This is a genomic window from Candidatus Saganbacteria bacterium (assembly GCA_016223245.1).
GTDB lineage: Bacteria > Margulisbacteria > WOR-1 > XYC2-FULL-46-14 > XYC2-FULL-37-10 > JACRPL01.
The window spans coordinates 1-25,205 of the sequence record JACRPL010000003.1 but is presented as its reverse complement, the minus strand read 5'-3'; the positions used below and the strand labels follow the sequence as shown (position 1 = coordinate 25,205).

28 protein-coding genes, 1 other RNA gene and 1 pseudogene are annotated in these 25,205 nt (G+C 42.5%); 14 read left to right on the top strand and 16 right to left on the bottom strand.

All coding sequences use genetic code 11. The features are described from left to right. The first annotated feature begins 250 nt into the window (after positions 1-250). Positions 251-828, top strand: a pseudogene (locus tag HZC34_00250) (flavin reductase family protein). Here the strand turns inward: HZC34_00250 and HZC34_00245 are convergent. The 3 genes from HZC34_00245 to HZC34_00235 are packed head-to-tail and all read right to left on the bottom strand — an operon-like array spanning position 800 to position 2,954. Continuing rightward, positions 800-1,258 carry a hypothetical protein gene (locus tag HZC34_00245; GenBank protein ID MBI5700265.1) on the bottom strand — a complete coding sequence of 153 codons (459 nt, stop codon included), beginning with the start codon at positions 1,256-1,258 and terminating at the stop codon, positions 800-802. The pseudogene HZC34_00250 and the gene HZC34_00245 sit on opposite strands and share 29 nt — an antisense overlap. After that, entirely contained in the window at positions 1,216-1,776 is a 561-nt protein-coding gene (locus HZC34_00240; GenBank protein ID MBI5700264.1) for a hypothetical protein, read from the bottom strand. Before HZC34_00240 ends, HZC34_00245 begins: the two co-directional genes overlap by 43 nt. An 11-nt stretch (positions 1,777-1,787) precedes the next feature. Continuing rightward, entirely contained in the window at positions 1,788-2,954 is a 1,167-nt protein-coding gene (locus tag HZC34_00235) for an LL-diaminopimelate aminotransferase (GenBank protein ID MBI5700263.1), read from the bottom strand. Positions 2,955-3,065: 111 nt separating this feature from the next. On the opposite strand from HZC34_00235, the gene HZC34_00230 reads away from it, so the two are divergent. Continuing rightward, complete coding sequence (locus HZC34_00230) at positions 3,066-3,938, top strand: ATP phosphoribosyltransferase (protein MBI5700262.1); 873 nt, start codon at positions 3,066-3,068, stop codon at positions 3,936-3,938. Here HZC34_00230 and HZC34_00225 read toward each other — a convergent pair. Further along, on the bottom strand, positions 3,935-4,525 hold the full coding sequence (locus HZC34_00225) for a YIP1 family protein (protein MBI5700261.1): 591 nt from the start codon (positions 4,523-4,525) through the stop codon (positions 3,935-3,937). The genes HZC34_00230 and HZC34_00225 overlap by 4 nt on opposite strands. Positions 4,526-4,696: 171 nt before the next feature. On the opposite strand from HZC34_00225, the gene HZC34_00220 reads away from it, so the two are divergent. From HZC34_00220 to thiE, 8 genes are all read left to right on the top strand, one after another. Beyond that, positions 4,697-5,998 carry a hypothetical protein gene (locus tag HZC34_00220; GenBank protein ID MBI5700260.1) on the top strand — a complete coding sequence of 434 codons (1,302 nt, stop codon included), beginning with the start codon at positions 4,697-4,699 and terminating at the stop codon, positions 5,996-5,998. Beyond that, on the top strand, positions 5,999-7,528 hold the full coding sequence (locus HZC34_00215) for an MBL fold metallo-hydrolase (protein MBI5700259.1): 1,530 nt from the start codon (positions 5,999-6,001) through the stop codon (positions 7,526-7,528). It begins immediately after the preceding gene. 179 nt (positions 7,529-7,707) lie between these two features. After that, on the top strand, positions 7,708-8,622 hold the full coding sequence (locus tag HZC34_00210; protein ID MBI5700258.1) for an NAD-dependent epimerase/dehydratase family protein: 915 nt from the start codon (positions 7,708-7,710) through the stop codon (positions 8,620-8,622). Between the two features lie 44 nt (positions 8,623-8,666). Next, a complete protein-coding gene (locus HZC34_00205) occupies positions 8,667-9,785 on the top strand; it encodes a glycosyltransferase (protein ID MBI5700257.1) in 1,119 nt (372 codons plus the stop codon). Continuing rightward, positions 9,742-11,082 (top strand): S-layer homology domain-containing protein, encoded by a 1,341-nt coding sequence (locus HZC34_00200; protein MBI5700256.1) that lies wholly within the window; start codon positions 9,742-9,744, stop codon positions 11,080-11,082. Before HZC34_00205 ends, HZC34_00200 begins: the two co-directional genes overlap by 44 nt. A gap of 63 nt (positions 11,083-11,145) precedes the next feature. Further along, positions 11,146-11,919 (top strand): thiazole synthase, encoded by a 774-nt coding sequence (locus HZC34_00195; GenBank protein ID MBI5700255.1) that lies wholly within the window; start codon positions 11,146-11,148, stop codon positions 11,917-11,919. After that, complete coding sequence (thiH, locus tag HZC34_00190; GenBank protein MBI5700254.1) at positions 11,916-13,028, top strand: 2-iminoacetate synthase ThiH; 1,113 nt, start codon at positions 11,916-11,918, stop codon at positions 13,026-13,028. The genes HZC34_00195 and thiH overlap by 4 nt, the downstream gene beginning before the upstream one ends. Continuing rightward, a complete protein-coding gene (thiE, locus tag HZC34_00185; GenBank protein MBI5700253.1) occupies positions 13,012-13,659 on the top strand; it encodes a thiamine phosphate synthase in 648 nt (215 codons plus the stop codon). Before thiH ends, thiE begins: the two co-directional genes overlap by 17 nt. A gap of 102 nt (positions 13,660-13,761) precedes the next feature. Here the strand turns inward: thiE and bioA are convergent, their stop codons facing one another. From bioA to bioB, 5 genes are read right to left on the bottom strand one after another with little or no spacing between them, the layout of a single operon-like run. Further along, positions 13,762-15,213, bottom strand: a complete 1,452-nt coding sequence (gene bioA / locus HZC34_00180; GenBank protein MBI5700252.1) for an adenosylmethionine--8-amino-7-oxononanoate transaminase — start codon at positions 15,211-15,213, stop codon at positions 13,762-13,764. Then, positions 15,210-15,812 (bottom strand): dethiobiotin synthase, encoded by a 603-nt coding sequence (gene bioD / locus HZC34_00175; protein ID MBI5700251.1) that lies wholly within the window; start codon positions 15,810-15,812, stop codon positions 15,210-15,212. The genes bioA and bioD overlap by 4 nt, the downstream gene beginning before the upstream one ends. Next, entirely contained in the window at positions 15,773-16,882 is a 1,110-nt protein-coding gene (locus tag HZC34_00170) for an 8-amino-7-oxononanoate synthase (protein ID MBI5700250.1), read from the bottom strand. The genes bioD and HZC34_00170 overlap by 40 nt, the downstream gene beginning before the upstream one ends. A gap of 9 nt (positions 16,883-16,891) precedes the next feature. After that, positions 16,892-17,233, bottom strand: coding sequence for a methionine--tRNA ligase subunit beta (gene metG / locus HZC34_00165; GenBank protein MBI5700249.1), 342 nt, complete (start codon positions 17,231-17,233; stop codon positions 16,892-16,894). A 43-nt stretch (positions 17,234-17,276) separates the two neighbouring features. Beyond that, complete coding sequence (gene bioB / locus HZC34_00160; protein ID MBI5700248.1) at positions 17,277-18,266, bottom strand: biotin synthase BioB; 990 nt, start codon at positions 18,264-18,266, stop codon at positions 17,277-17,279. 68 nt (positions 18,267-18,334) lie between these two features. Between bioB and HZC34_00155 the strand changes: the two genes are divergently transcribed. From HZC34_00155 to HZC34_00145, 3 genes are all read left to right on the top strand, one after another. After that, on the top strand, positions 18,335-19,021 hold the full coding sequence (locus HZC34_00155) for an alpha/beta fold hydrolase (GenBank protein ID MBI5700247.1): 687 nt from the start codon (positions 18,335-18,337) through the stop codon (positions 19,019-19,021). Then, positions 19,018-19,764 carry a methyltransferase domain-containing protein gene (locus tag HZC34_00150; GenBank protein ID MBI5700246.1) on the top strand — a complete coding sequence of 249 codons (747 nt, stop codon included), beginning with the start codon at positions 19,018-19,020 and terminating at the stop codon, positions 19,762-19,764. The genes HZC34_00155 and HZC34_00150 overlap by 4 nt, the downstream gene beginning before the upstream one ends. Positions 19,765-19,931: 167 nt before the next feature. Beyond that, positions 19,932-20,480: a hypothetical protein gene (locus HZC34_00145; GenBank protein MBI5700245.1), complete on the top strand. Its 549-nt coding sequence runs from the start codon at positions 19,932-19,934 to the stop codon at positions 20,478-20,480. A gap of 119 nt (positions 20,481-20,599) precedes the next feature. Here HZC34_00145 and ssrA read toward each other — a convergent pair. The 4 genes from ssrA to smpB all read right to left on the bottom strand — a co-directional run bounded on the left by ssrA (position 20,600) and on the right by smpB (position 22,153). Further along, positions 20,600-21,032, bottom strand: a transfer-messenger RNA (tmRNA) gene (gene ssrA / locus HZC34_00140). A gap of 4 nt (positions 21,033-21,036) precedes the next feature. Continuing rightward, on the bottom strand, positions 21,037-21,501 hold the full coding sequence (locus tag HZC34_00135; GenBank protein MBI5700244.1) for a hypothetical protein: 465 nt from the start codon (positions 21,499-21,501) through the stop codon (positions 21,037-21,039). Beyond that, positions 21,501-21,701: a hypothetical protein gene (locus tag HZC34_00130; GenBank protein ID MBI5700243.1), complete on the bottom strand. Its 201-nt coding sequence runs from the start codon at positions 21,699-21,701 to the stop codon at positions 21,501-21,503. The genes HZC34_00135 and HZC34_00130 overlap by 1 nt, the downstream gene beginning before the upstream one ends. Further along, entirely contained in the window at positions 21,698-22,153 is a 456-nt protein-coding gene (gene smpB / locus HZC34_00125) for an SsrA-binding protein SmpB (protein ID MBI5700242.1), read from the bottom strand. Before smpB ends, HZC34_00130 begins: the two co-directional genes overlap by 4 nt. Positions 22,154-22,172: 19 nt before the next feature. Between smpB and lpdA the strand changes: the two genes are divergently transcribed. After that, the gene (lpdA, locus tag HZC34_00120; GenBank protein MBI5700241.1) at positions 22,173-23,492 is read left to right on the top strand and encodes a dihydrolipoyl dehydrogenase; all 1,320 of its coding nucleotides are present in this window, start codon (positions 22,173-22,175) and stop codon (positions 23,490-23,492) included. Positions 23,493-23,495: 3 nt separating this feature from the next. On the opposite strand, the gene HZC34_00115 is transcribed toward lpdA, so the two are convergent. Genes HZC34_00115 through HZC34_00105 form a run of 3 tightly spaced genes read right to left on the bottom strand, consistent with a single transcriptional unit; the run spans position 23,496 to position 24,982 of the window. Then, positions 23,496-23,810, bottom strand: a complete 315-nt coding sequence (locus tag HZC34_00115) for a fructose-bisphosphatase class III (protein ID MBI5700240.1) — start codon at positions 23,808-23,810, stop codon at positions 23,496-23,498. Further along, positions 23,811-24,503, bottom strand: a complete 693-nt coding sequence (locus HZC34_00110) for a fructose-bisphosphatase class III (protein ID MBI5700239.1) — start codon at positions 24,501-24,503, stop codon at positions 23,811-23,813. Beyond that, entirely contained in the window at positions 24,500-24,982 is a 483-nt protein-coding gene (locus HZC34_00105) for a fructose-bisphosphatase class III (protein ID MBI5700238.1), read from the bottom strand. Before HZC34_00105 ends, HZC34_00110 begins: the two co-directional genes overlap by 4 nt. Between the last annotated feature and the right edge of the window lie 223 nt (positions 24,983-25,205).

Sequence of the window (25,205 nt, the reverse complement as noted above, 5' to 3'; positions counted from 1 at the left end):
CTGACGATTGCTTAATGGCTAGATAAAATGGGGGTTGAGCCCGTGGGGCTTGACAAGTTATAATGGCATTAGTGAAGGAAGTTGGGAATTTCCCAAATTTAGGTCCGAGGGCACTGTTCCTAACTAGTCTCAAGATAACCGAAATTCCGACAACTTGGCATGACAGGGCCGCCGGTAAATCCAATTTCAAGCTTTGGGCCTGGCTTCCAAGTTATTTAAGATGGTATTTCTATCTATTGGGAGGGTCGAAATGAGCAAGATCGTTTGGAAACCCGGAACAATGGTCTATCCCCTACCCGCGATACTTGTTTCCTGCGGCAATTCACCAGATACTCATAATTTAATAACGATATCTTGGACCGGAACCATTTGCTCTGATCCTGCGATGACTTATGTGTCAATACGGCCTACGAGATATTCCTATGAAATAATCAAGAGGACGAGAGAATTTGTTATTAATCTTACAACCGAGCAACTTGCGTTTGCGACAGACCTTTGCGGCGTTAAATCCGAAAGGGATATAGATAAATTCGCACTGGCAAAATTGACCAAAAAAAAGCTCTCCATGTTAAGGCTCCACTAGTCGCAGAAAGCCCTATAAATATCGAATGCAGAGTCACAGAAATAAAACCGTTGGGTTCCCACGATATGTTCATGGCCGAGGTCTTATGCGTTCATGCGGATAAAAAATATTTTGACAAAGATGATAAATTTGACTTCAAGGCAGCAGATCCTATTTGTTATTCACATGGGAAATACTATACGCTTGGCAAATATTTGGGCCACTTCGGATATTCGGTCAAGAAAAAGACAACAAAGAGGAATTAATACGCCCCTCGGTCCTCACTGGCGATTGCGCCTTTTGCCTCAATAGAACAAATTGTGTCATCAAGAAGAAGATAAAGATTATTACAAAGAAAACCCTAAGCCTGCCGCGATCAAATATCTTTCCGAATATGTCCAGTATCTTTGGAAATATAGCGCCGAGCAATATCGTCAAAAAGAACATCGGAATATAATGGTATCTTCCCCAATTAAGGAACGCCTCGGGCTCAAGCGATGCCCTGCCTAAAGCCAAAACAAGATAGCAGGCAAATATTGAGATAAGTGAAAATGACGCGATTGGATTTTTTGAAAATACAGCGATCCTATCCGACTTTTTATTCAAGAAGAAATACAGCAAAAGAAGAAATCCGAATAGAAGCGAGATGGTCGTTAACAAAACTGCAAACCCTGTTGTATATGGAAAAACAAGCATGCTATATCCCATGTTCTTGAGAAAAAGACCGACTTTTTGTTCCCATTCCTTTCGGATAAATGGAAGAGCAATAAAGTTAAAAGCAAAAAGAAGAACATAATGGCTTGGCTTGTATTCACGAACCAATGAAGGATTTCATAGTAAGTGGTATTCAGCGCGAAAAAGAGCGTGAGCAGGAATGGCAGGAACTTTTTTTTATCAAAGATCAGCTTAAGCAGGAAGAATATCAGGATTGCGTTAATAACGTGCATTATTATCACCAAACCCATATATGGCACGATGTTCGCTCCGAAGATCTTATACATCGAGAAGAAAACGCCCTTAAACATCGGCATAAAGTGTTCGTTGTGCGGCTTTAGAAAATAACCGATGCTTGGCGTCCCGGCTTTAAAAGTATCAATAAAAGAATAATCATCATAGAAGAATTCGTTGTCGAACATGATCGGCGCCCAAAAAACAACAATTAGAACGACAAGGCATACTATTTGAAACAGAGTGCTTGAGAAAGCTTTTTTCATTTTTTTATATCCTAGAATCTGATCTCGTTTTTCTTCATTCGGGCGATAGCCTCCGATATCCGCTCTTTTGGAAGAGTTATCGCAAAACGCACATAACCCTCGCCTGCCGTCCCATAGCCACTTCCCGGAACAACCAAAATCCCCGATTTATCCAAAAGTTTTTCGGTGAATGAAGCTGACGTTTCATCTTTCGGCACAGGCGCCCAAACATAAAATGTGGCTTTAGGCTTAAAGATCTTCCAACCCAAAGAATTCAATCCGTCGATAAGAACATTTCGTCTTTCTTCGAAAACTTTTGCATTTTCAATAACGCATGTTTGATCTCCATTCAATGCCTCGATCGCCGCAAATTGAATAGCTTTAAAAACCCCGCTATCGACATTTGATTTAATGGTTGCCAGAGCTGAAACGGCCTCCGAATTCCCCGCAGCCATCCCGATGCGCCATCCGGTCATATTATAAGTTTTTGAAAGCGAATGGAATTCGATAGTACAATCTTTTGCGCCCGGGACTTCGAGAACGCTATGCGGTTTATACCCATCGTATCCCATTTCGGAATATGCAAGGTCGGATACAAGCAAAATATTGTTTTTCTTGGCAAATTGGACACATCTTTTAAAGAAATCAAGGTCGGCAACGGCGCCGGTCGGATTGTTCGGGTAATTAATAAAAAGCAGTTTGGATTTTTTTACGATATTCCGAGAAATGGAATCCAGATCGGGTATGAAACAATTTTTTTCGGTCAGCGGAAGCATATAGGGCTCTCCACCGGCTAGAGTTGTCCCAATTTTATATACAGGATATGCTGGATCGGGAACTAAAGTTACATCCCCTTGATCTACAAAGGCAAAAAACAAATGGGAAAGCCCTTCTTTTGATCCTATAAGAGAGCAAACTTCGGTTTTTGCATCCAAAGTTACGCCAAATCGTTTTTTATACCATCCGGCAACCGCTTCCCTGTACGATAATTCGCCTTTTGAGGTTGGATAATTTCCGGATTCCTTTAGCTCAAGGACATCATGCATCTTTTTAAAAATATGTTTCGGGGTTGGAAGATCTGGATCGCCGATACCGAAATCGATAACATCAACTCCCGATTCCAAGAGTTGCGCTTTCTTTTCTTCGATCTTAACAAATAAATATGGGGGTATCTTTTCGAGCCTTTTTGATTTACGCATTGGCAAGAATTATAGCATATGATAAAATCTATTAAAACTAGGGAGGTCCCGACGCTTCGGTCGGGATCCCGCAACACATTAGATTTATATAATTAGGAGGCGGGAAAACAAATGTCAAAACTAAAACTCGGCATTCCAAAAGGAAGCCTTCAAGAAACAACGATCTATCTATTAAAAAAAGCTGGATTTACGGTCAAAACAAGCGAGCGGTCGTATTATCCGCAGATCGATGATCCCGAGATCGAATGCATGCTGATAAGGGCCCAGGAAATGCCACGCTATGTTGAAACAGGCATCCTCGACATAGGCATTACTGGGATCGATTGGGTCTATGAATCGGGAAGAAAAGTGGTAAAAGTTTCAGACCTGATATACGCCAAGCAAGGCTTGAGAAAAGTTAGATGGGTCCTTGCGGCTCCGGAAGGTTCAAAGATCAAGAGCATAAAAGACCTCAAGGGAAAAACGATCGCGACCGAGCTTGTGAATTTTGTAAAAAAATACTGCAAAAAGAATAAAGTTAACGCGAAGGTCGAATATTCTTGGGGAGCAACGGAAGCCAAGCCCCCTCGCCTTGCAGATGCGATCGTTGAATTAACAGAGACCGGAAACTCTCTTCGCGCAAACGATCTAAAAATACTTGAAACGGTGCTTGAATCGAACACAGTCATTATCAGCAATAAGAAAACCCTGTCCGACCATTGGAAAAAACAAAAAATTGAAAACATCGTCCTTCTCTTGGAAGGCGCATTGAATGCCGAAACAAAGGTCGGCTTAAAGATGAATGTTCCGGCAACCAGGCTTAAGAACATACTGTCGCTGCTACCGGCCCTTCAAACCCCGACAGTATCAAAGCTTGCCGATCCTTCATGGGTTGACTTGGATACGATAATTGAAGAAGCTATAGTTCGCGATTTAATACCTAAACTTAAGAAAGCCGGGGCGACAGGAATAGTCGAATATCCGCTTAATAAAGTTATTCTTTAAAGAAGTTCGGAGTAGATAGGTCCCAAGAATTGGTCGGTTAAGCTGAAGAATATTATAGTTATAACTATTGCCGCTATCAACACCGTGACCACGAACTGCATTTCTTTTTCTTTCTGGACCTTTAACAGCAAAGGCAGCCCAACAAAAAAAGTCACCGCGCCGTAAAAACCCAATATCTTTAAAAACTTTAGGAAAGGGAATATATAAAAGATATTCGCCAGAATTGGAGCGGTCGCAGAGTATCCTATTAACTTGTGGTATGTTTCCCACTTGCCGTCGATGTTGAAATAATGGCAGAAAAAACTGACCATTGCGGTTGAAAGAGCTATTGCGATCGCTGTCAGTATATAAAAAACTAAGGCGGAAAAAAATGCCGAGAGAAAAGACATTCTAAAATATCCATAAGGCCCGGGGAGCCCGACGATCCCATAACCTAGAAATAACGCTAAAGCCGGAACAATTGTAATGACCGCCAAGAAATTGATCACATTTTTAGGATCGTCATTTTCGGCCGCAATTTTTAGCCATTCTTCTTTTGGGTGTAAAAGCAGATTGCGGGCCCTTTCAATAATTACGATTAAATTCATTTCGCACCTCATAAATAATTTCAAATGACAAATTATTTTAATCCCAGCATTTGATATTTGCCATTGGACATTTGTCATTACACGGGAAAAAATATGCTGATTTGTTAATATTATCATCGTGTCCTTGCTTTGGCAACCCGCATTTGTTAAAATCGGATTAAGGAGCGTGCTATGAAAATAAAATACTTTGCCGCATTGGTACTTGTCTTCTTTGTTTCAAATTGTGCTTTCGGTGCGTTAAATGATACCAGATCGATAGGATACGGTGCAAGGCCTATGGGAATGGGCGGAGCGTACACTGCACTAGCCAACGATGCGAATGCCGCTTACTGGAATCCTGCCGGTTTTGCGCTGAATCCCGGGTTAGATATCACAGGATCAATGGTTGCAACCAACCGCAACCAATCGATCGGGGATAACATCGGCGCGCTCAAGGTATGCTTTGAAACGGAAGTTAACCCTTTTGCTTGGGTATTGGGGCTTGGCCTTGCGGCAAGCGTCGCGTTTGACGCCACAAAATATCTTGCGAATAATGGGATCATCAAGAAAAACTGGGGAAGATCGGAAGAAACAACCAAAAAAGAAGAATCCGTTGCAGAAAAAGTATTAGAAAAAGGGACAGAAAAAACCGAAGCTGTCGTGAAAAAATTCAAACAAGAGGCAAAAACATCGGCCAAAGAAGCGTTAAAGAACACTATGGGCGCGATCAAAAGCCTAGGTAAAGAGATAATTAAAGACGAGATAACCGATCATGAAAAAGAAAGGATTAGGGCGAGGCAAGCTTATGTTATTTCCAGGGGAACATATATTTCACCTTGGTATGACGGGAACCCTTACTACCATTACAATTCGTCCAGAAGAACATACTGGGATAACGGGATAAAAGATTCCGAAGGCAAGGCGGAATTTGCCGGAGGCATCACATGGGTTACCGATAAAAATCCTCCGCTCAACCAAAATACGAATTTTTACTCGTTCTCCCTTGCTACAGGATACCAGCAGTTCGTTGCGCTTGGCGGCAATGTGAACTTGTATGACATCACAATCCCAAACCCAAGCAATACCAAGGGCTATGGTGCAGGCCTTGACCTCGGGCTGATACTCAAGCCTGTCGATCAGCTGGCTTTTGGCGCGACTGTAAAAGAAATACTTACAACCGACGTCAAATTCGACAATGGGGCAATGATCAGGTACCCGATGAGCATTAACTGCGGCGTAGCTATTGTCCCCGTGCCTGAACTAACGATATCAGGCGACGTGCACAACTTATTCAAGCAAGGATCGCTACCCCAAACATACCACTTCGGGGCCGAAGCAAGGCCTGTTGCCGGGATTGCGGTAAGAGCTGGACTTTATGACCAGAGCAAGACCGCGGGTTTAAGCCTCATGGTAAACCAGATCATTATCGATTACACATATCTTGGCGGGGCGTTCGACAAGACCCAATTGGTAGGGCTTACTTGGAAAATTTAGGTGTTCCAGCTATTAAAGATCTATTTAGAAGAAAATAATCCTAATAGCTGGGAAAACCTTTCAAAGCTCCCGAACAATACAAGAAGAGAGTGGCTAAAAAAGAACTTCCAAGCCCTTCTTGAGACTTTAGGCAAACTCCATCCTGAAAAGGGGAACGATTTTTCGTCGTGGAATCTCCTCGGCCAAACATGCATAAACGACAACCTCTACCACGAAGCCGAGATCATATACGACATGCTATTTAAGAAAATGAGGGAATCCCACGGCAACATTGGCCTCCCATCTTATTACCGTGCAATCAGCCGTTTTCTCCAGGGAAGATTCAAAGAAGCTTATGATGATTTTAAGACCGCCAAGCAGTATGACCTGCATGTTAAAACGCCCAATTCCCCGTCGCTTAGGGCCCTATCATACATGGAAGAAACCATTTTCCCGACAAAAGAGATCATAAGGAAAAACCAGGACAAGCTCATCAAGGATTTGAATGCCGCAAGGCAGGTCGAATACAAGATCGGAGCGAACGTCCTGCGGACTTTGCACAAATGGAATTCGGCTTCTCCCTTATTCTCGCAGGGATTGTCGCAGGGCGGCGGTTATCTACTGACGCTCCGCAACGGGCGCGGGGAAGTCAAAAGCATCGCGATCGACCCTGGATACGATTTTTTTGATATCTTCAGGAGCATAGGGCTTTCGATCGTCGATATCGACGCGATAATAATAACCCACGACCATGACGACCACACGGAAAGCGTCGAAGGCATCCTCTCCCTCCTTGCAAAGTTCAACGATCATAACCAGGAAAAAAAATCAAAAGTCCTGGATATCTTCGGATCAGCCGGCGTTCTCCTGAAATTCCACGGCCTGTTGTCGGCAACCGACCCATACGGCAATAAGGAGATCAATTACAAACTGCTTGTGCCTGGCAACAACGTTACCGAGATCGAAGGGCAATCCATGCAGGAAAAGTACGGGTTCGCGATCCATGTGAAGCAAGCGTACCACAAAGAAAGGTGGACAAACGAAGAATCCTCGATAGGCCTTACTATAGACACCTCGATAAAGGATAAGAACGGCAATAATTTAAAGATCGGCATCACCGGCGATACAAGATATATGGAAGGAATAGGCCGCGAATACAGCGATTGCCAGGTAATACTGTTAAATATCGGCTCTGTTGAAAAAGAAGAAGGCAAATATTTGTCGCAGCATTTGGGACTGCTCGGATGCATAAATCTGTTAAAAGAAGCGAGGCTCGGCAAGCCGCTGCTGGCGATCTTGACCGAATTCGGGGAAGAATTTACAGGCAAGCGCGAAGTAATAAGCCACATCATCGAAAATTGGGCCCAGCCCCTAAACGCCGTAAAACCCCTGAACTCTTTAAGGGTCATTCCTGCGGACGTCAACCTTGAAATTAAGCTCCAGGACCTGACGATCCGCGAATCGGACACAAATGTCTTCTTCCCCTACCAGATGATCAAAGTGTCGGAAACAAATGACGACATGATCAGATATAAATTCAATGTCGGTTAAATTATAAAGAAATTGCAGAACGAATAACAGAAAAATCGCGAATGGGATTAACGTCTCTAATTTTGCGAATATTTCGGAAAGTCCCGAATCACTCAAATATTTGAGAAATTCGTGATAACTCCGGAAATTCGTTTTATTTGCGACGCCACTCCCATTCGAATTTATGCTAAAATAGCTTCATGAGGATATTAGTCACGGGCGGAGCAGGATTCATCGGGTCAAATATTGTCGATGCTTACCTTGAAGCAGATCACACAGTCGGCATCATAGACAATCTATCAACAGGCAAAAGGGAAAATATTAACGATAAGGCGGAATTTTTCGAAGCTGACCTTAGAGAGGCAAAAATCCATGAAATAGTTGCTCAATTCAAGCCGGATGTCATAAACCATCTTGCGGCACAGATCGATGTTAGAAAATCTGTAACAGATCCTATCTATAACGCGGAAGTAAACGAAATCGGGACCCTAAATCTTCTTGATGCAGCGATAAAAAACAAAGTCGCAAAAGTTATTTTCTCGTCAACAGGCGGCGCAATTTATGGAGAAGTTGAAAAAAAGTCGGGAGCAGATGAAAATCATCCACAAGAGCCAATTTCTCCATACGCGATCACAAAACGCTCGATTGAAATGTATCTTCACGCATTCCATGTCCTTTATGGATTAAATTATACGGTTTTGCGCTACGGGAATGTCTATGGCCCAAGACAGGATCCGTTAGGCGAAGCCGGAGTTATTGCAATATTCTGCGGGAAAATGCTCAAGGGCGAAGCCCCTATGATATTTGGCGACGGGAACCAGGAAAGAGACTATATTTATGTAAAAGATGTGGCCGACGCGAACCTGATCGCACTTGAAAAAGGCGAGAACAATATCTATAACGTTGGGACAGGAAAAGGGGTTTCAGTAAACGAGCTTTTCCAAACACTAAAAGAATTGCTAAAATTTAATAAAGATGCGATCTATGCCCCGGCCCGCGCAGGCGAATTGTTCCGAAGTGTTCTCAATTGCAAAAAGATCAAGAAAGAATTCGGCTTCAAATCAAAACATAATATCAAAAAGGGGTTAAAATTAACTCTCAAATGGTATAAATAGATTATGGGAGGAACCGCGACTTTAGTCGCAGGAGGGACCCATTCATGAAGAAAAAAATACTTTATCTTTTCTCCGACACGGGCGGCGGGCATAGGGCCGGAGCAAAGGCTCTCATGAATTCGGTGGAGCTTGTTAAGCCAAATACTTTTGAACAGGAAATGATCGATGTATTCTCCGAATTAAGCGGATTTCTCAATATTTTCGCAAAACTCTACTCCCCTGTCATCAAATACACCCCGCAAATGTGGGGAATGCTCTATTATTTCCTCGATGACGAAAAGAAACTCCAACAACTTGAACAGATCTCCAGACCATTTATTTTAAAAGAGCTCACAAAACTTATAAAAAAGGGGAAACCGGATATCATCGTATCCGTACACCCGATGGTCAACCACTTGACGGCTCAAGCTATAAAAGACAGCGGCCTTAAGATCCCGTTTGTCGTGGTTGTAATGGATCCCGTGACCTTGCATAGGGCATGGATAACGCCTGATGTCGACATATGCATTGTTGCCACAGAAGACGCAAAGCAGCTGGCTATGAAATATGGGATGCCGCAGAAAAAAATCAAAGTGCGCGGAATGCCTATCGATCCTAAATTCTCAAAGGGTCCTCAAGACAAAGCGCCACTAAGGAAACAAGACGGTTTGGACCCGAAAAAATTCACTGTCTTGCTTATGGGCGGAGGCGAAGGCGCCGGCGGCATGTACGAAATAATAGAAGAGATAGAAAGATCGTATTTGAATGTCCAACTTATCATAATTTCGGGCCGCAATAAAAAGCTGGAAGAAAAACTGATCAAAAAACAAAAAGATTGCAGGGTAAAAATGAAGATCTACGGTTTTACGGACCAAGTGCCCAAGATCATGTCGCAATCGGACCTCATCATCACAAAAGCAGGGCCGGGGACAATTGCCGAAGCTCTTGCAATGAACTTGCCGATCATTGTAACCTCATGGCTTCCAGGACAAGAGGAAGGTAATGTACAGTTTGTCGTTAAAAACAATGTGGGACGCGTAACAAAGGATCCAAAAGTCGTATTGGATATTATAAAAGAACTGCAGGCCCCGGCTGAATACAAAAAGATCCAAAACAATATTAAAAAGGCAAGGCGCCCAAATGCGGCAATCGATATCGCTTCTGATATTATTCATTCTCTGTAATTTAAGTTTTGCTGATGAATTCAAGTTCAAAGATATCCCCGACAAGCATTGGGCCGAATCGGCCGTATATAAGCTCGTAAAAGAAGGTGTAACGTCGGGGTACCCCGATAACACTTTCCGCGGACTCAAATATATGACTCGCGAACAGCTTGCTGTTTTTCTTTCGAACCTCGTGAAGAACAAAGAGAATTACCTGGGGCTTGAAAAGATACTCGAAGAATTAAAGGCCGAAACGGCCGACCTGAAATATGAAACTGAAAACCCCCAAAAACCAAAGATAAAAGGCGCATATGATCAGGAAATATTATGGCCGTCGATAATTAATGGGGGATTAAAATTGTCTATTTTTGAAAAATTAGGACGATCGGGAGATGTTTCGGTCAACTTTGACACTATGGATTCTGGATTCGGGGCAGCGCCAAAGAGCTTGACGCTTGATCTGTTCGATATCGACAGCCATTTTAGGTCGGGAGAAAGGACATATCATGTCTTTTTCGGCCCCGGCCCTATTGTTCATCGCGATCTTGTTACCCCGTTTGACGATCTAGCGGTCTTTAATAGGATAAAAAAAGGAGTTGGGGTACAAGCTACCTATAAAAATTTAGACATACAGGTGGAATACATCGCCCACTCGGTCAAGCTTTCCGGCGCGGTATCGGCAGACCAGATAGTCGCGACAATATCGGGAGTCACAAAGCCTCTGCCGCTTTTTGGCAAGACTTTGGTATCCCTAAGCCCCAGCTATTTCTCCAACAACGAAGCCGCCGATTGGCGTGGAGATGTTTATTTATTCGCGACCCCAACCCCGTTTGTAAGTTTGGATCTTTTGCTTGGGATCGGCAATTTTAGGTCAAGGGCTGGATTGATGCTGCGGTCCGGGATCAATATCAAGAAAGAAAATATGGAAGTAACGCTTTCGGCTTCGAAAGTTGGAAGCGATTTTAGGCAGCCTATCGAAAAATTCAATCTAATTTACCTGAACAATTTCAACAAAATGATATTGGACGCCACATATAATTTGGATATAAGTTTTAGCCATAAGATAACCGATAAATTCGGTTTTTATGCAAAAGAAAATATGGCCCTGAACGGGGCATTTAAATATGGCAAGGAATATCCGGGGACCACTTGGTCGTCCGAGCTTGGAATAATTTATAAATTAAACCAAACCGCGCTAAGCTCATTCTATAAGTCGCTGGCCGCGCCATCGGGTATCAGCTCGATTAATCAAACATTGGCGACGACCGTGCCCGAGCTTTCAAGCTTTGTCGGAGTCAAGGCTTCAATATCGTTATAAAGTTATGGAAGAATCGGCCATTTTTTGGTATAATACGCCCATAAACAAGGGGAACCCTCTCAAATGGCGCAAGACCAACTCACAATCGCAAATAAAACTTTCGGATCACGCCTTATTGTTGGAACAGGCAAATTTCCTTCAAATAATGCTCTCAAGTCCGCTTTGGATGCATCTGAAGCCGAGATCGTGACCGTTGCCTTAAGAAGGATCGATCTGAACGGAAAATTCGATAATATTTTGGACGCTATCGACAAAGACAAATATACTCTACTCCCGAATACTTCCGGCGCAAGGACCGCCGAAGAGGCAATTAGGATTGCAAGGCTTGCAAAAGCGACAGGCGCCGGGAACTGGATAAAACTTGAAGTCACATCCGATCAAAGCTATCTATTCCCCGATCCAATAGAAACACTAAAAGCGACAGAAGAATTGGTAAAAGAAGGCTTTGTTGTCCTTCCATATATTAATGCCGACCCGGTTTTGGCAAAAAGACTTGAAGACGCGGGAGCATCAACAGTTATGCCGCTCGGGTCCCCGATCGGATCTCACCAAGGGCTAAAGGCCAAGAACGCGATCGAAATAATAATCGAACAGGCAAATGTGCCTGTGATCGTTGACGCGGGAATTGGATCGCCATCACACGCGGCCGAAGCTATGGAGATGGGCGCCGATGCGGTAATGATAAATACCGCAATATCTATCGCATCAGATCCAGCCGCTATGGCTGAAGCTTTCAAATTGGCCGTAAAAGCAGGAAGGCTCGCATACTTGGTCGGATTAAGCGCGCCAAAGCATAATGCCGCAGCCTCAAGCCCGCTTACAGGATTTTTACGATGACATTTATAGAAATAATTGAAAAGATCGATCCAAAAACACTTCTTGCGAATACGAAAGAATGCAGCGAGAATGCGGTTCGCAAGGTCCTTGGCAAAGACAAACTGGACATAAATGATTTCGTCGTATTGCTTTGCGATTCGGCTTCAAAAATTGTTGAGGAATTGGCACAGAAAGCGAATATCCAAACGCTTAAAAATTTTGGCAGAACGATCACAATGTATGCCCCGCTATATATAAACAACGAATGCGATAATCATTGCGAGTACTGCGGTTTCAGCGAAAAACTTGAAGGGAAAAGGATTTCGCTTTCAGTTGCGGAAGTAATTGCCGAAGCGAATATATTATATGAAAAAGGTTTCAGGCATGTTCTTCTGGTTTCAGGAGAGAAGAAAGACAAAATCACCCAAGAATATCTAAAAGAAATCATTGCAAAGCTTCACAAGCAATTCGATTCTATAGCAATAGAGATCTTTCCGCTCGAAGAAGAAGAATATCTTGAGCTTTTCAATGCGGGAGCCGATTCGCTGACTCTTTATCAGGAAGCTTATGACCGGGATGTTTACAAGAAATTCCACCTATCAGGGCCAAAATCAGATTACAATTTTAGATTATTAACACCCGAAAGAGCGGGCCGTGCGGGTTTTTCAAGGATCAGTATTGGAACTTTGCTTGGGCTATCCCATTGGAAGGAAGAAGCAATATATTTAGCGAGCCACGCCCAATATTTAAAGAAAGTTTTCTGGAAATCCCATATATCGGTTTCGTTCCCGAGATTAAAATCGTCCGCGGCGAATTTCAAGGTTCCATTTGAAGTATCGGACAGGGAACTTGTTCAACTGATCTGCGCTTTAAGATTGTTCTTGCCAACGATCGGGCTAACTTTATCGACCAGAGAAGATCAAGCGCTACGAGATAATTTGATACCTCTTGGGATCACCCAAATGAGCGCGGAGTCAAAAACAAACCCCGGCGGATACGGCAATATCGGGGATGCCGAAAAACAATTCGAAGTTTCCGACAAGAGAAGCCTTCAGGATGTCGCCGCATCAATTTCAAATAAGGGCTACGAGCCCGTATATAAGGATTGGGATCGTGAATTTATCGGATAGGAAAAAATTATTTAAAAAAGTCGATATTTATCCCGTCATTACGACGGAGTTTTGTGCGGGCAGGCTCGCAACCGATATATTAAAAGAAGTTCTTGAAGGCGGGGCAAAGGTCGTCCAGCTTAGGGAAAAGGAGATCCTCGATAAGGATTATTATAAATTGGCGTCGGATTTCAGAAGTATTACAAACCAGTATAAAGCATTGCTTATAATAAACGACCGCATAGACATCGCGAAGGATATTGGCGCAGATGGAGTGCATTTAGGGCAAAACGACCTGTCGATCGATACCGCTCGAAGCATATCATCGGACCTGCTGATCGGGGCATCAACGCATAGCCTGGAGCAAGCTCTTGAAGCCGAGAGTAATGGCGCCGATTATGTCAACTTCGGCCCGATCTTTAAGACAAGGACAAAATCATCGGTTAGGCCGATAGGCTTTAAAGATATCAAGATTTTGAAAAAAAAGCTAAAGATCCCCTTCACTGTTATGGGCGGGATAAAGCTCGACAATGCAAACCTAGTCCTCAAAGCCGGAGCAAGAAAGCTGGAAGTCGTCACAGCGCTTACGAAAACTAAAGACGTTAAAGCCGAGACCAAAGCCTTCATCGATAAGATAAGAAGATTCAAATAAAGAAATCTCTTAACTCACCCCCTAGCCCCCTCTCTTAATAATAGAGGGGGAACCGAAATAAAAACCATTCTTTTAGTCCCCTCTCTTTTTAAGAGAGGGGATTTAGGAGTGAGTTATTTTTTCTATCGATGCGAAAGTTACATCAAGCAATTTTTTCAATTCTTTAAGAGAAATACTTAGCGGCGGCATTAATACGATAACATTCCCAAGAGGCCGCAATATCACTCCTCTTTTTCTTGCTTCAAGGATCACCTTATGTCCTATCCTATCCTTCGAAAAAAATTCTTCTCTGGTATTTTTGTCGGGAACCAATTCTATGCCAGCCATCATTCCTATCTGACGAATATCACCCACACTATCCAATTTATAAAAGTCTTTAAGTCTTTTGCTCATGTAATTGATAATGACTCTCATTTTCAATAAGATTTTTTCCGATTTAAATAGGTCAAGAGAGGCTAATGCCGCCGCACAAGCAACAGGGTTTCCGGTATAAGTATGGCCATGAAAGAAGGTCTTGTTTTCTTCAGGTCGTCCCAGGAAAGCATTGAATATTTTCTTTGAGGTCAGCGTTGCGGCAAGAGGCAAATAACCGCCCGTTAGCCCTTTCGCAACGCACATTATATCGGGAGAGACCCCTTCATGCTCGCAAGCGAACATTTTACCCGTTCTACCAAATCCGGTTGCCACTTCATCGCAGATCAAAAGAATGTCATATTTTGTGCAAAGCCGTCTAATAGCTTTTAAATATCCTTTTGGCATAGTGAGCATACCGGCAGCAGCTTGGACCATCGGCTCAACGATCATCGCCGCGATCTCTTGATGATGTTTCTTCATAATATTTTCAGCATCTTTTAAACATTTGAAATTTGGTAATTCGGGATTGTTTCGGAATTCGGAATTAGAAATTAATTTGTCATTTAACATTGGACATTGGTCATTATCGCGACAGCGATAGCAGTACGGCGACTGCGCTTTAAACGTCTTAAAAAGAAGCGGCTTGTATATCCTATGGAATAAGTCCATCCCTCCTACTGATACTGATCCGATAGTATCGCCATGGTATGCATTAACTAAAGTGAGAAATTTTGTTTTGTAGTTACCCCCTCTCATTCTCCCCCTTGATAAGGGGGAGAAGTCCCGAGCTTGTCGAGGGACAGAGGGGGTTTGCCGAAAATATTGGAACGCTATCTTTAATGCGATCTCAACCGCCGTAGACCCCGAATCCGAATAGAATATTTTATCCAATCCTTTTGGAGTTATTTGAACAAGCCTTTCAGCCAACTCGATCGCCGGGACATTAGAAATCCCGAGCATTGTCGAATGTGCGACTTTATTTAATTGTTTTTCGATCGCCAGATTTATCTCTTTTTTTTTGTGGCCGTGGACCGTTACCCATAAAGAAGAAACCCCATCCAAATATTTATTCCCATCCACATCAAAAAGATAGACCCCTTCGCCTCTTTCAATAATTAACTGGTCATTTTCTATCCAATCTTTCATCTGGGTGAACGGATGCCATATATATTTTTTGTCTTTGGCCGATAATTTCTTCATTTGATCCTTGCAAGAATCGGCAAACCAGTTAATTCTTCAATGGTCCTCGCATTTGTCTTTTCCGACAGGTCTTTCCCGCTAAATCTATTTAAAATAATGCCTATAATATTAATTTTTCTAAGCCGGAGCGTTTCAACGGTCATGAGAGTATGGTTTATTGTTCCGAGTCCCGCTCTTGCAACAATTATAGCCGGGATATTCATGTCTTTTATAAGATCTGCGATATAATAATTTTGTTTTATGGGGGCAAGTACGCCTCCGACGCCTTCCACAAGAACTAGATCATGAAGTTTTAAAAGATTTTTATATGCTTTCATTATGATTTTGATATTGATATTGATTCTCATTATCATTTTCCTGCTTGCGTTTAACGGAGATAACGGAAATTTTAGTTTGATAGGATTGATAAGATCCAGCGGATCTTTTATATTAAGCCGTTTTTTGAGATATATTGCATCATTATCTTTTGATGCGCCGCAAGAAATTGGTTTCATGACGCCAACATTAAGCCCTTGATCCGTAAAAAGCTTAAATAAAACTTCTGTGAAGTAGGTTTTTCCTACTTCTGTATCAGTTCCAGTAATGAAGATGCCAGGCAATCTAGTTCCTCCTTCGTATGTTTTGCCGAGATCGTTATTCTTATTCTGCTTTCGCCCGTAGGAACAGTTGGCGGCCTTATCCCTGAAACGAAAAGTCCGCGCTCAAATAGTTTAGTGGATATTTCCATGGTTTTATTCGCATCGCCGATAATAATTGGAATAATTGGGGTCAAGGCATTTTTATCGATAGTCGCTATGTTGCTGTGTAGCTTTGTAGCTATGTCTGGGGAATTCTCGATCACCTCAAACGCCGCGATCGATGCCGCGCAAACAGAAGCAGGCAGCGCTGTTGTATATATAAAACTTCGCGCTTTATTTCTTAAGTAATCAATTAGTTCGCGGCTACCTGCCACAAATCCCCCAAGAGATCCAATCGCTTTAGATAAAGTCCCCATCATGATATCAGGACGACCTTCGATATTTACAACTCCTGTCGCATGGGCATAATCTGCCATTGTGATGGCATCATATTTTTTACCAAGATCAATAATCTCTTTTAACGGCGCTATATCCCCGTCCATACTGAAGACTGCGTCCGAAACGATCAAGCGTCTTCTAAACTTACGCGATCTCTTTAGGATGGTTACTAGGTCGCTATGGTCCTTTGTCGCTGTGTTTCTATGTTTATACACCTGAAGTTTTGCTTTCGAGAGCTTGCAGGCATCAATAATAGAAGCGTGATTCAAGCGGTCGATGATCACCGTGTCATTTTCATCGACAAGCGAAGTAATCGCTCCGATAATTGCCATATATCCGGTCGGAAAAACGATCGCCGCTTCACTTTTCTTGAATTCAGCGATTTTCTTTTCCAATTGCTCGTGAATAATAGTGTTTCCCGATACCAACCTTGAAGCCCCCGCCCCTATTCCAAATTCCTCGATCACTTTTTTTGCCGCGGCTTTAACTAATGGATGTTGAGACAACCCCAGATAATCGTTCGAGCAGAAATTAATAAGTTCTTTCCCGGAAATAGTGATCTTTGAGCCATCGATCTTTTCGATAGTTCTTAATTCTCTGAATAATCGGGAATTTTTGAGAGCTCCTAATTCTTGGCCGATGAACTCAAACATTGCTTGATGCTATGAAACCTTCGCACCGGGAAGGATATCGCTTACAGGCGTTGTAAATACAAGCTTTGAGCGGTCTTCGTTATGGGCGCAGAGTATCATTCCGCGGCTTTCGACGCCTTTAATGACTCTCGGTTCAAGATTTGCAAGAACAAGAACTTTTTTCCCGATAAGCTCCTCTTTCGGATAGTAAGCTTTAACTCCTGCAACCAATTCTCGCGTTTCAAAACCAAGATCGACTGTCAACCTATAAAGCTTATCCGCGCCCGGGATGTCTTCAGCAGTTTTTATCTCCCCGATCCTTATATCAAGCTTCTGGAAGTCTGCAAATGAAATTTTCTCTTCATTGATCATATAGTAATTATACTTGAAACAATAGACCAAAACAAATCAGATATTAATGCCTAACCATTAACCCCAAATCAGCTATCATCTTCAGATCTTTTTCGGGAGACTGCCCGCTTGTTGTCAAATAATTTCCGACCAAGGTCGCATTTGCCCCCGCGATGAACATTAAAGGCTGAAGATCGCGCAAAGAAAGTTCTCTTCCACCGAACAACCCAACATCAGCCTTAGGAAAAATAAATCTATATGTTGCAATAAGCCTTAAAACTTCAAGTGGCGCCATTGGTTTATAATTTTCTGCGGCGGGCGTGCCTGCAATCGGATTTAAAATATTAATCGGGACCGATTCGACATCAAGTTCCAATAAAGTAAAGGCCAGTTCTACTCTCTGCTTTAGAGTCTCCCCCAACCCAAATATTCCACCCGAACATATTTCAAGCCCGGCTTCTTTTGCATGCTTTAAAGTATTTAAACGCTCTTCATATGTGTGGGTAGTACACACATTATCGAAGAAACTCTCGGCTGTTTCTAAATTATGATGTAATCTTTTTAAGCCCTTGGCTTTTAGACTATTTATTTGGGGCACTGTTAGCGTCCCCATAGAGACACAACGGTTTAGATCGGTTTGGCTAGTGATAGTTTCAAGCGCCGCGCCAACGCTTTGCAGTTCTTTGTCCGATATTATTGATTTACCTGAAGTTACAACGCTAAAACAAGTCGCTCCTATCTTTTCTTCGGCAGTTTTTGCGGATTCGAATATCTCATCTTTGGACATGAGCGGGTAAGTATCGGCTTTTGTCTTAAAATGCGCCGATTGCGCACAGAAAGAACAATTTTCGGAACATTTTCCGGATTTTGCGTTAACGATCGCGCAAAGCTTAACTTTATTGCCATGAAATGCCTTGCGGATATTGTTTGCGGCGGCAATTAGATCGAAGGTTTCTTCGTTTGAAGTATTGATCAAAGCGAATGCTTCGTCAAAAGTCAATTTTTTTCCATTTATCACGTCATTTGCGAGTTTCCGAAAGTACATATTTATTATTTTAGCATGAAATTAAGGGCTGAAATCGCCTAAATGATACAAAATTCCTTATCTGCTATAATAACCAGATGAAATCAATTCTCTTTATCCCGGGATTTGCAACCGATTCATCGATTTTTCATCATCAAATAGAAGAGCTTTCAGAGCAATTTGTTATAAATAGATATGACGAAGAACGAAAACCGTTTCCAGTCGCGCAACCGAAAAACGATATCATTCTCGGTTGGTCCATGGGCGCCGCAAAAGCGATCAGATTATATTTGGAGAATAAAGATAAAGTTAAGGCTCTTGTTCTAGTTTCAGGATTTGCCAAATTCTTGAAAAGCGGGGATTTCCCATATGGATTACCCCCATCGCACATGAGAAACCTTGAACGCAAGATCGAAAATGATTTTCAAAAAGGGATCGAATTCTTCTATGATCTACTATTCTTAAATCCTAAATCCGAAATGCGAAATTCTAAACAATGTCTAAATTCTAACATCCAAATTCTAAACAAAGACAAGACAATTAACGATCTTGAATCCCTCAAAAAAGAAGATCTAAGAAAAGACCTGTCTAAGATCGATATTCCTGTCATGATCATCCACGGAAGGCACGATCAAATCGTACCATTTGAGTCTGGAGAATATTTGCATGATAATATTAAGGGCCCAAAGTTCGAAGTGTTTGAAAATTCGGGACACGCGCCGTTTCTCGAAGAACAAGAAAAGTTCGATACAACACTCAGATCGTTTGTTGAGGGAATAATTTGAAAGACGTAAAGAAACAAATCAAGGAAAACTTTTCAAAAAGCTCGAAAAACTACGACAAGATCTCAACATTCCAAAAATCACTCGCTAATAAGCTCTTTCAAAAAACAAAAGGCATTAAAGGGACAGAAATATTAGATTTGGGATGCGGCACCGGATATTTAGTTAGAAAACTTGCAAATAAATATATAAACGCAAAGATTGTTGGGATTGACATAGCGCCCGGCATGATCAAGGAAGCGAAAAATCGGGAACCGCGACGTTTAGTCAGCGGTTTCCCAAATAATATTAGATATCTAGTCCAAGATTGCGAAGAGCTCCCAAAACTTGGGGCTTTCGATCTTATAGTATCGAACGCATCCCTCCAATGGATGGACCTAAAAAAGGTTTCGATTTGCGTAGAAATGAACCTCAAGCCAAACGGCGTGTTCATGTTCAACACGATGGGCCCGAACAACTTAAAAGAATTAAAAGATGCCGGTTTTAGGAAAAATGACTGCCCATCAATAAGCGAGATAAAGAATATTTTCGGCGGTAATTTCAAAAAGATCAGGATCGCAAAATATGAGGTCAAACAAAAATTCAAGGATATTAAAGCCCTGATAAAATATCTAAAAGATATCGGGGCAAATACGCCGACTATGGCTGACAACCCCAATATCAACCGGTCACGATCAACCCTTAAAAAAAGCTCTGCCCCATTTTATACTACATTTGAAGTGATTTTCGGCGCATTCAGGCTATAGGCGAGCGCAACTCTTTATGCAGGCAATAGGAAGAATCTTTTCCCCCGCTCCAACAAAATATGGCTTTAGGCTTTTGCATTTATGATGTATATTGTAACATATCATGCTCGCCTCGCCGCGTCTCACGGTTGGAAACCAATCTTTAAAAGATAACAGAAGGGAAAGATATGAAAATAGTAAAATGGCTTTTGATCGTTGCGGTTGTGATCGGTTTATTATTAGAGGGCTTTCTTTGGTACATGGGGATGCTTACGCCGATAAAAGCTTATGAATCTAAAATGGGACCATATACGGTAGCCTACGAAAGTTATGTTGGGCCATTTTCGAAGATCGGACCTGTCTTTACAAAAGTAAATGCAACATTAAAATCAGCGGGGGTCACTCCGATGTTAGGCTTAGGAATATATTATGATAATCCATCGCAAGTGCCGCAAGACAAACTTCGCAGCGATTGCGGGGCTGTTATTGATGTGAAAGACATCGCAAAACTAGGCAAGACAAATTTGAAGATCAAAAAAATTGAACAAAAAAACTGCATTGTTGCAGAATTCCCTCTTCGCAACATGCTTTCATATATGTTCGGGCCTATGAAAGCCTACACCGCAATGAACAAGTACGCCGCAGATAAGGGGCACAAAGTGGGAAGAACATATGAGATCTACGATGAAGCGAAGGGCAAGATGTTTTTTGTGATGGAGATTTCGACGAAGAAATAAAAAAAGGCGACGAGGGCCCAATATGGCCCAAGGAGTATTTGAGGACTTAGGGCAAAGGGTCGGAATAGCAAAGTAGACATCGGGGGATTGCTTTCGCAACCCCCCTGCCTGTGTTAAAAAAATGGAGCAGAGGGGAATCGAACCCCCGTCCGAAAAGAAAGCTGTACAGGTTGCTACGAGCGTAGCTTCATTTAAATTGTCCCCGGCGGTTGTCCTGAAGCCAGGACGCATCCGGGTGGATCCCGTATATTGTTTCCCGCACCTGCCTACGGAAAAAACAGATTCGGTATCCGATAAAATAATTAGGCTACAACCCTTCCCTATCGGCAAAGACGGATAGCCCGCTTAATTAGCTTGCGCTAAAAGCTGGAACTCCGGCAGGAGCCGAAAAACATTCCGCTAAGAATGTCTTAAGATCTCTTCCGCCTAAAAGTTCCGCAACAGATTTACTTGTTGCATTTGTGTTTTGTCACCTTGTTTTACGAGGTAAGATGACTTCCTCGGCTCGCAACCTAGCACCCCAAGTCTTCCCGTCAAAACCTTTACTGCCCCGTTCTTACTTGATCGCGCGAATTGAATCTTTGATTAAATCGAGGAAACCGGTGACTTGTTCTTGCGATAATTCTTTTTCAAGTATGCTTGCGAATTCTTCCCACGCTTGCGCTTCTTCCATAAGATCTTTGTTCGATTTTATCTCATCCAAAGTATCTTCGATCTCTTTCTGCGTCTTGCGGTTGGCCTCTTCAAGCGCCGACTGCGGATTTGTCATCCCTGTCTCATCTATTGCTTTTTGTATTATCTCTTCAAATGAGAATTCTTTTTCTTTTGCCTCATGGGCGAGCGCCGCCATGCGGACGGCAATTGCCCTTGCATCCAAATTCGGCGCCGATAAGCTTTCTTTGGGCGGAGGAGCAATCTGCTTTGTCTGCGATTCCGGCTTAATTTCTGAGATCTGCTTGCTTTCTTTGGGTGTTATTGGAGGCGGCGGGACAAATGGCTTGTTTCCAGGAATATTTATCATTACACAACCCCCATTCTCTTTAATACGTCAAAAGATAACCCCGTTGCGACTTGGTCGATCTTAGCGGTCTCTTTTTGGGTCAAAGGCCTGCCCTGCATAGCTTCCATCTGCTTTCGCATTTCAGCCTGCGCCGCGCGCAAAACATCCGCGCCGGTATATTTCTTATTATTGATATTTGTAATTTTACCCACGTTCATCATCTGTTCCTTTTTAAAGCTTGCGCTATATCTATATCGACAGCCTTTTCAATTAATTTCGCTTTCTTCTTAAATATTTTTTTCGCCTTGGCAACGCCAATATCAACCTTCGCCCAATCTCCCGAAAAATAAAGCTTAAGGGGTACCAAAGTGAAACCTTTTTCAGATACCATCCCTATTATCTTTCTAAGCTCATTCGAATTCAACAGGAGTTTTCGCGTCCTGTAAGGGTCCGTTTTCTCGCTCGATCGCTCATAGGGATTGACGTGCATATTATAGAGCCAAACTTCGCCCGATTCAACCCTCGCAAAACTATCTTTTAAATTGACACGACCGAGCCTTATCGACTTGACCTCCGACCCCGTAAGAGAGATACCCGCCGAATAGGTATCTATTATCGTAAAATCGTGAAAAGCTTTGCGATTTTCCGTGACTAGCTTGTAATACTTTGCCATTTTATATATTATACATCTTGTGAATAAGAAATATGACATCGTAATATTAGGAGGCGGACCGGGAGGATACGTATCCGCGATCCGCGCGACCCAGCTCGGAGCCTATGTAGCTATTATCGAAAAAGATAAACTCGGCGGCACTTGCCTGAATTATGGGTGTATCCCCACAAAAGCTCTCGTTTATTGCGCGAACTTTTTCGAAAAGATAAAACATGCCGATACTTTTGGCATTACCGCAGAAAATGTTTCGATCGATCTAAAAAAAGTCGTTGATAGAAAAAATAAAGTTGTAGAAAAGCTCGTTAAAGGCGTCGAATTCTTATTGGAAAAGAACAAGATCGAAATTATTAGAGGTGAAGGAAAGGTTATTGAACCAGGCTTTATTAAAGTTGGAAACCGCGAAGTTCATTCGCAGGTTTCCATACTTGCAACCGGTTCCTCCCCTATTTGTTTGCCCGGCCTTTCTTTTGATGGAAGCTGTTTTATGTCATCAGACGATATATTAAATCTTAAAGAAATCCCGCAGAAACTTGATATCGTAGGCGGCGGGGTCATCGGCCTTCACTTCGCGCATATGTTCAATATCCTGGGATCGGAAGTTGCGATCTACGAATCGCTTCCGGATATTTTAAACGGCGTCGACGAAGAAGTAGTGGCTCTCATGAAACGAATATTATCAAGGCGAAAGATCAAAATAGCGGCAAACACAAAATTTGAGAGATCTATGACATGCGGAAAAACGCTTGTTTGCGTTGGACGGACTCCAAGCACAATGGGACTTGAAAGTTTGAATTTAAAAATGGATGGTAAAAGAGTTTCGGTCAACGAAAAGATGGAAACAAGTATTAAAGATGTCTATGCAATTGGCGATCTTGTAAGCCCAAAGCAATTCGCGCATGTAGCTTCAGAACAAGGAGTTATAGCTGTCGAGAATGCTATGGGGAAAAGCAGAACTTTTGATTATAAGTCAGTACCGTATACTATATATACTAATCCAGAGGTTGCAAGCGTTGGCCCAACTGAAAAAGAAGCTGTTAGCCGTGAGCCTGGAGCTGTAAGCATTGGCAAATTCCCTTTTGCTGCTTTAGGAATCGCGCAGGCAATGGGTGAAATCGAAGGTTTTGTAAAAGTAATTGCCGACAAAGATGATCGAATTTTAGGCGTACATATTATCGGCCCCGACGCTAATACAATTATAGGTGCGGCGGCTGTTTGCGTAAAGAATGGATTAAAAGTTGATCAACTTGCGGAAACTATTCAAGCACATCCTAGCTATCCGGAATCTCTTCAAGAAGCGGCTTTGTCGACCCTCAAAAGAAGCCTGCACTCGATCAATTAATTGTTAATACCCTGGTAATGGGACCCTAGTATAAGCAAGGCCTGGATATGAAAGCCAAGCCGCCCCTTCCGATCCCATAACAAGCGCACCACCCCTTCCCCCATATTTGGGAGCCATGCCGCCATCTATATTAATAACTGTTCCTCCAGCCAAAACTTGAGCCATACCATCTTTGCTCGGTTCATGGCCTCTGATAATTACAAAATTATTTGGATCGGGAAAACCAAACGATTGTGCAATATTTCTTCGAGCCCTCGCTAAGGCCTGGTCGTCGCCGGCTTTCTCAAAAACAGAGAAGAAAGGTTCTTTTGGCTCAATCTATGTTCCTGTTTTTTCATCAAGTACAGCTCTTGCCGCGGTTTGCATTTGCCTTGCATAAAGAGGCGATCTTCGATCCCAAGGAAGCAAGCCTAATATCTTAATATCATCTTGGTGCATTTGTAAAAGCGATGAATCATCATGTTCTAATAGCTGTCTCCAAGCTTCAAGCCCTAATTGTATTCTGTCCTTCAAGTGCAAAAGTGCGTCTCTTCCATATTTTCCATCGAATTCCGCCAATTCGCCTTCCGCAGTCAGCGGAACAGTTGCATGAAGGGCTAAAACATCGCATGGATAACCATGCCTGACCCTGTAATTCAAATATAGATCCCCTTCTCCCGCCATCCATTTTACAAATTGGTAAAAAGCGTAATTATTCTTAAACTCTTTTGCAAAATGATCTACGATAGCATGCTCTTCATCCGGAAGATCTTTCAATCCTCCCATTAAATAATAAAAATAATCTTTATCCTGATCACTTAACTCCTGGCCACTGGTTATTCTGCCAAATACATCCCTTTCGGTCGGCGTTAATGCTTCAATAGCATCTTTAATAAATAAAGCCTCTCTGATTCTTATGTCTGATGAGTTCAATACTGTTTCTTGATGTTCGGGAAATCTTACTCTTGCTTCAGCGATAATCTTTAAATATGTTGCAGCGGCTTCTTCGCACTTGTATCGTTTGGATTTCACGTCGATCCGGTGCGAGCCATTGGAAAATTTTTTTCCGCATAATCTGTCAGTGGCTTCATATTAACGCCAAGCGTTGTTGTCAAGAAATCGACTTCGTTGTAGCGCATAAGCCATCTAACAAGTTCAATCGCTTGTGATTCAATACCCATTCCAGCGGCGACCCACATAGCATCGTGGTTGCCTAGCACACGCCTTACACCTAAAGTTTGGAGAACATAGCTCATTTCAACTGGACTTGGCCCACGATCCACTTTATCGCCTAGATCAATACGAAATTTTATAGAAGAAGGGAGAGCCTCAAAAAGATCAAGATATGTTCCAACCGCGCCATGAGAATCCGAGATCATAACCATACCAGGCCTACCGATATAACCCGGGAGAGGAACTGTTCCCTGCCTATTTTGTGCAGTGAGAGCTCTTGCCCTAGCCTGGATATCTGGACCGACGCTCAATCTCCTGGTTTCAACTAGTCCTGACATTATCTTCCTGCCTCCTTCTTATTCATCGACAAAGATAATCAAATATTTCAGTCCGCTAAATCCTTTCCTAGGAAGTTCTACGGACATGGTGACCCCCCTCAGTTTATTAAAATAGGGTATATCAGCGAAGAATATGCTAAAAAGATACAGCAAATACTCAAAAGTCGTGTCATCACACACGAGAAGGAGGCCACCAGTGGTAAGTTTATCATATTGTGAGGTT

Bases quoted from the DNA above. Each gene is read 5' to 3' on its own strand.
- smpB (MBI5700242.1), bottom strand. From the start codon at position 22,153: ATGGCAAAGTATTACAAGCTAGTCACGGAAAATCGCAAAGCTTTTCAC.
- HZC34_00145 (MBI5700245.1), top strand. From the start codon at position 19,932: ATGAAAATAGTAAAATGGCTTTTGATCGTTGCGGTTGTGATCGGTTTA.
- HZC34_00220 (MBI5700260.1), top strand. From the start codon at position 4,697: ATGAAAATAAAATACTTTGCCGCATTGGTACTTGTCTTCTTTGTTTCA.
- HZC34_00205 (MBI5700257.1), top strand. From the start codon at position 8,667: ATGAAGAAAAAAATACTTTATCTTTTCTCCGACACGGGCGGCGGGCAT.
- thiH (MBI5700254.1), top strand. From the start codon at position 11,916: ATGACATTTATAGAAATAATTGAAAAGATCGATCCAAAAACACTTCTT.
- bioA (MBI5700252.1), bottom strand. From the start codon at position 15,213: ATGAAGAAATTATCGGCCAAAGACAAAAAATATATATGGCATCCGTTC.
- HZC34_00155 (MBI5700247.1), top strand. From the start codon at position 18,335: ATGAAATCAATTCTCTTTATCCCGGGATTTGCAACCGATTCATCGATT.
- HZC34_00240 (MBI5700264.1), bottom strand. From the start codon at position 1,776: ATGAAAAAAGCTTTCTCAAGCACTCTGTTTCAAATAGTATGCCTTGTC.
- HZC34_00200 (MBI5700256.1), top strand. From the start codon at position 9,742: ATGCGGCAATCGATATCGCTTCTGATATTATTCATTCTCTGTAATTTA.
- HZC34_00130 (MBI5700243.1), bottom strand. From the start codon at position 21,701: ATGATGAACGTGGGTAAAATTACAAATATCAATAATAAGAAATATACC.
- HZC34_00245 (MBI5700265.1), bottom strand. From the start codon at position 1,258: ATGCTTGTTTTTCCATATACAACAGGGTTTGCAGTTTTGTTAACGACC.
- HZC34_00195 (MBI5700255.1), top strand. From the start codon at position 11,146: ATGGCGCAAGACCAACTCACAATCGCAAATAAAACTTTCGGATCACGC.
- HZC34_00210 (MBI5700258.1), top strand. From the start codon at position 7,708: ATGAGGATATTAGTCACGGGCGGAGCAGGATTCATCGGGTCAAATATT.
- HZC34_00135 (MBI5700244.1), bottom strand. From the start codon at position 21,501: ATGATAAATATTCCTGGAAACAAGCCATTTGTCCCGCCGCCTCCAATA.
- HZC34_00225 (MBI5700261.1), bottom strand. From the start codon at position 4,525: ATGAATTTAATCGTAATTATTGAAAGGGCCCGCAATCTGCTTTTACAC.
- HZC34_00170 (MBI5700250.1), bottom strand. From the start codon at position 16,882: ATGTTTGAGTTCATCGGCCAAGAATTAGGAGCTCTCAAAAATTCCCGA.
- HZC34_00105 (MBI5700238.1), bottom strand. From the start codon at position 24,982: ATGTCAGGACTAGTTGAAACCAGGAGATTGAGCGTCGGTCCAGATATC.
- HZC34_00235 (MBI5700263.1), bottom strand. From the start codon at position 2,954: ATGCGTAAATCAAAAAGGCTCGAAAAGATACCCCCATATTTATTTGTT.
- HZC34_00230 (MBI5700262.1), top strand. From the start codon at position 3,066: ATGTCAAAACTAAAACTCGGCATTCCAAAAGGAAGCCTTCAAGAAACA.
- metG (MBI5700249.1), bottom strand. From the start codon at position 17,233: ATGATCAATGAAGAGAAAATTTCATTTGCAGACTTCCAGAAGCTTGAT.